The organism is Delftia sp. ZNC0008 (assembly GCF_000799035.1).
GTDB lineage: Bacteria > Pseudomonadota > Gammaproteobacteria > Burkholderiales > Burkholderiaceae_C > Comamonas > Comamonas tsuruhatensis.
On the sequence record NZ_JTKZ01000076.1, the window covers coordinates 1 to 3,553 of the forward strand.

Genomic DNA, 3,553 nt, shown 5'->3' on the forward strand with positions numbered 1-3,553 from the left:
CCCGCTGACAATGCTGGCCTATGACCGAATTGCATGCTGACATTGCTCCGGCCGCTCCCAAGGGAATGCTGCCGCGCGCGCCGCTGCGGCTGAGCTGCGTGGTGCCGGCCCACAATGAAGAGGGCAACCTGGAGGCGTTCCTGCGCGCCCTGGACGCGATGGTGCGCACGCTGACGCCCGACTACGAGCTGATCGTCGTCAACGATGGCAGCCGCGACGCCACGCACGAGATCGCGCTGCGCATGGCGCAGGAGCTGCCCGTGCGCTACCTGGCGCTGTCTCGCAACTTCGGCAAGGAGGCGGCCCTGTCGGCCGGCATAGACCATGCGCGCGGCAATGCCGTGGTGCTGATCGACGCCGACTTCCAGCATCCGCTGCAGATGCTGCCCCAGATGTGCGAGCTGTGGCAGTCCGGCTACGACATGGTCTATGGCGTGATCGCCGACCGGGGCGCCGAAAGCGGCGCCAAGCGGGTGGGCACCAACCTGTTCTACCGGCTCATGAATGCCGGCAACCTGGTGAAGATCCCGCCCAATGCCGGCGACTTCCGCTGGCTGGACCGCTGCGTGGCCGACGCGCTCAAGGCCCTGCCCGAGAGCCACCGGTTCATGAAGGGCCTGTACGCCTGGGTGGGCTTCAAGGCGGCGGCACTGCCGTTCGTGCCGGCCGACCGCACGGCCGGGGCGTCCAGCTTCAATTTCCGGCGCCTGGGCTCGCTGGCCCTGCTGGGGCTGACCTCGTTCACCACCTTGCCGCTGCGCGTGTGGAGCATCGTGGGCGGGATGATCTCGCTGGCGGCCCTGCTCTACGGGCTGTGGATCACCATGGAGACGCTGATCTTCGGCAACCCGCTGGACGGCTGGCCTACGCTGGCGGCCAGCATCATGCTGTTCTCGGGCGTGCAGCTGATGTCCATCGGCATCCTGGGCGAGTACATCGGCCGGATCTATGACGAGGTCAAGCGCCGCCCCACCTATCTGCTGGCGCGCGACGAGGACCGCAGCCCGCTGGCGCCGCGGGAGTAGCCATGCACGATGTGATCGCGCAGCTGCGCCGCCTGCCGCAGGCGCTGCAGTTCGTGCTGGTGGGCGGCTGCGCGGCCGCCACGCACCTGGCCGTGGTCGCCCTGCTGGTGCAGCTGGCTGGCATGGCGCCGCTGCATGCGAATGTGCTGGCCTTTCTCGTGGCCTTCGTGGTCAGCTACAACGGCCATGCGCTGTTCACCTTCGTGCAGACCCAGGCGCGTGGCCGGGCCGTGGTGGCCAAATACTTCGCCGTGGCCTGCGTCTCCTTCGTGGCCAATGAGCTGCTGTACTGGGCGGCCCTGCACTGGCTGCACTGGCACTATTTCTGGAGCCTGGCCCTGGTGCTGGTGCTGGTGGCGGTGGGCACCTTCGTCCTGGCCAAGTTCTGGGCCTTTGCGGCCCCCGGACGCAAGGAATCCCCATGAACACCATGCCTGCCATAAACGGGGAGAAGTCCCCGGCCAGAACCGTCGTCCTGTGCGCCGACGACTATGCGCTGCACCCCCTGGTCGACGACGCCGTGGAGCAGCTCACACTGCAGGGCCGGCTGTCGGCCACCAGCTGCATGACCACCTCGCCGCACTGGAGGCAGGCGGCCAGGCGCCTGCCCGCGCTGCGCCCGCGCCTGTCGCTGGGCCTGCACTTCAACCTGACCGAAGGCCACGGCCTGCAGCCTGCCGCCGGAATCGGTGCCGTGATCGCGCGCGCCTATGCCGGCGCACTCGGCGGCGCCGCCATGCGCGACGCCTGGCGCCGCCAGCTCGACGCCTTCGAGGACGCGCTGGGCATGGCCCCCGACTTCATCGACGGCCACCAGCACGTGCACCAGCTGCCCGGCGTGCGCGCCGCGCTGGTGCAGGAATTGCGCCAGCGCTATGGCGACAACGCCGACGACCTGCCCTGGGTCCGCTCCACCACCCCGGCCGGCCAGCTCTGGCGCGACCCCAAGGCCGCCATCATCGCCCTGCTCGGCGGCTGGACCACCACCCGTCGCCTGCGCCGCCAGGGCGTGCCGCTCAACCACGGCTTCGGCGGCGTCTACGCCTTCGACCAGCCCACGCCCGAAGGCTATGGCCGCCACATGGCCCAATGGCTGGCCCAGCTGCAGCCCGGCAGCCTCATGATGTGCCACCCCGCCACTGCCCCCGTCCAGGGCGACGCCATAGGCGCCCAGCGCGCCGTCGAATACGCCTACCTGCGCTCCGACGCCTTCGCCCAGGCCCTGGAACAAGCGCACTGCCACATCGCCCAAGGCCCCCTCACCCCGCTGTTCACAACGAACTAAGAAGCAGCAATAGAAAAGGCCCGGCCAAAAATGGACCGGGCCATGTGGGCGCAGCGCAAAAAACCGACGAGGCCCAAAGCAAGGGACAGCAAGCAAGGGCCGCCCCGCAGCGAGGCTGTCGTCCCCCTCCCCCGCGAAGCGGGTAGAGAGGCGCCGTGCCACGGGGGGAAGGCGCGCCAGCGCCTCAGGGGGTGCCTATCAATACTCCCAGAAGATGCGCTGCAGCTGCTTCGTGTCCTGCGTCTTGGTCAGGGCCACGGCGGCCAGCAGGCGGGCCTTCTGCGGGTTCAGGTCATGGGCGACGACCCAGTCGTACTTGTCGTCGGGCTGCTCGGCGTTGCGCAGCACGAAGCCGGCCGGCACGCGCGAGCTGCGCACCACGATCACGCCCTTTTGGCGCAGTTCATTGAGCTTGGGCACGATGCGGTCGGCCACCGAGCCGTTGCCCGTGCCGGCGTGCACGATGGCCTTGACGCCGGCCTTGCCCAGCGCGTCGATGGCCGTGGCCGGCACGTTGCCGTAGCCGTAGACGATGTCCACGGCGGGCAGGTCGGTGATCTGCTCGATGTTGAACTCGCTGCCCCTGGTGTGGCGCTTGACGGGGGCGCGGAACCAGTAGGTCTTGCCCTCGACCACCATGCCCAGCGGACCCCACTGGCTGGAGAAGGCATTGGTCTTGATGTTGGTGAGCTTGGCCACATCGCGCGCGGAGTCGATGTTGTCGTTCATGCTGACCAGCACGCCCTTGCCCGCCGAGTCCTTGGAGGCGGCCGTGGCCACGGCGCCCAGCAGGTTCAGCGCGCCGTCGGCCGAGATGGCCGTGCCGGGGCGCATGGAGCCGACCATGACGATGGGCTTGTCGGTGGGCACCACCAGGTTCAGGAAGTAGCCGGTCTCCTCCAGCGTGTCCGTGCCGTGGGTGACGACGATGCCGTCCACGCCGGGCTGCTTGGCCAGCTCGTTGACGCGGCGTGCCAGCGTCAGCAGTTCCTTGTTGGTGAAGCTTTCGGAGGCGATCTGGAAGACCTGCTCGCCAGAGACGTTGGCGATGTTGCTCAGCTCGGGCAGGCCGGCCAGCAGCTTGTCCACGGGGACCTTGGCGGCCGTGTAGGTGGCGCTGTTGACGGCGCTGGCGCCCGCGCCGGCAATGGTGCCGCCCGTGGCCAGGACGACCACGTTGGGCTTGCCGGCCTGTGCGGCGGGAGCGGGTGCAGGGGCGGTCGCCGTGGCGGGCGCTGCGGCT

4 protein-coding genes are annotated in these 3,553 nt (G+C 69.2%); 3 read left to right on the forward strand and 1 reads right to left on the reverse strand.

All coding sequences use genetic code 11. The features are described from left to right. Positions 1-20: 20 nt before the first annotated feature. Genes L995_RS02760 through L995_RS02770 form a run of 3 tightly spaced genes read left to right on the forward strand, consistent with a single transcriptional unit; the run spans position 21 to position 2,310 of the window. Complete coding sequence (locus L995_RS02760) at positions 21-1,025, forward strand: glycosyltransferase family 2 protein (protein ID WP_016450378.1); 1,005 nt, start codon at positions 21-23, stop codon at positions 1,023-1,025. Between the two features lie 2 nt (positions 1,026-1,027). Further along, the gene (locus tag L995_RS02765; protein ID WP_017406517.1) at positions 1,028-1,450 is read left to right on the forward strand and encodes a GtrA family protein; all 423 of its coding nucleotides are present in this window, start codon (positions 1,028-1,030) and stop codon (positions 1,448-1,450) included. Continuing rightward, positions 1,447-2,310 carry a ChbG/HpnK family deacetylase gene (locus L995_RS02770; RefSeq protein ID WP_047468919.1) on the forward strand — a complete coding sequence of 288 codons (864 nt, stop codon included), beginning with the start codon at positions 1,447-1,449 and terminating at the stop codon, positions 2,308-2,310. Before L995_RS02765 ends, L995_RS02770 begins: the two co-directional genes overlap by 4 nt. A gap of 198 nt (positions 2,311-2,508) precedes the next feature. Here the strand turns inward: L995_RS02770 and L995_RS02775 are convergent. After that, positions 2,509-3,553 (reverse strand): type II asparaginase (locus L995_RS02775; protein ID WP_047468921.1); only part of this gene is annotated, 1,045 nt, incomplete at its 5' end.

Bases quoted from the DNA above. Each gene is read 5' to 3' on its own strand.
- L995_RS02760 (WP_016450378.1), top strand. From the start codon at position 21: ATGACCGAATTGCATGCTGACATTGCTCCGGCCGCTCCCAAGGGAATG.
- L995_RS02765 (WP_017406517.1), top strand. From the start codon at position 1,028: ATGCACGATGTGATCGCGCAGCTGCGCCGCCTGCCGCAGGCGCTGCAG.
- L995_RS02770 (WP_047468919.1), top strand. From the start codon at position 1,447: ATGAACACCATGCCTGCCATAAACGGGGAGAAGTCCCCGGCCAGAACC.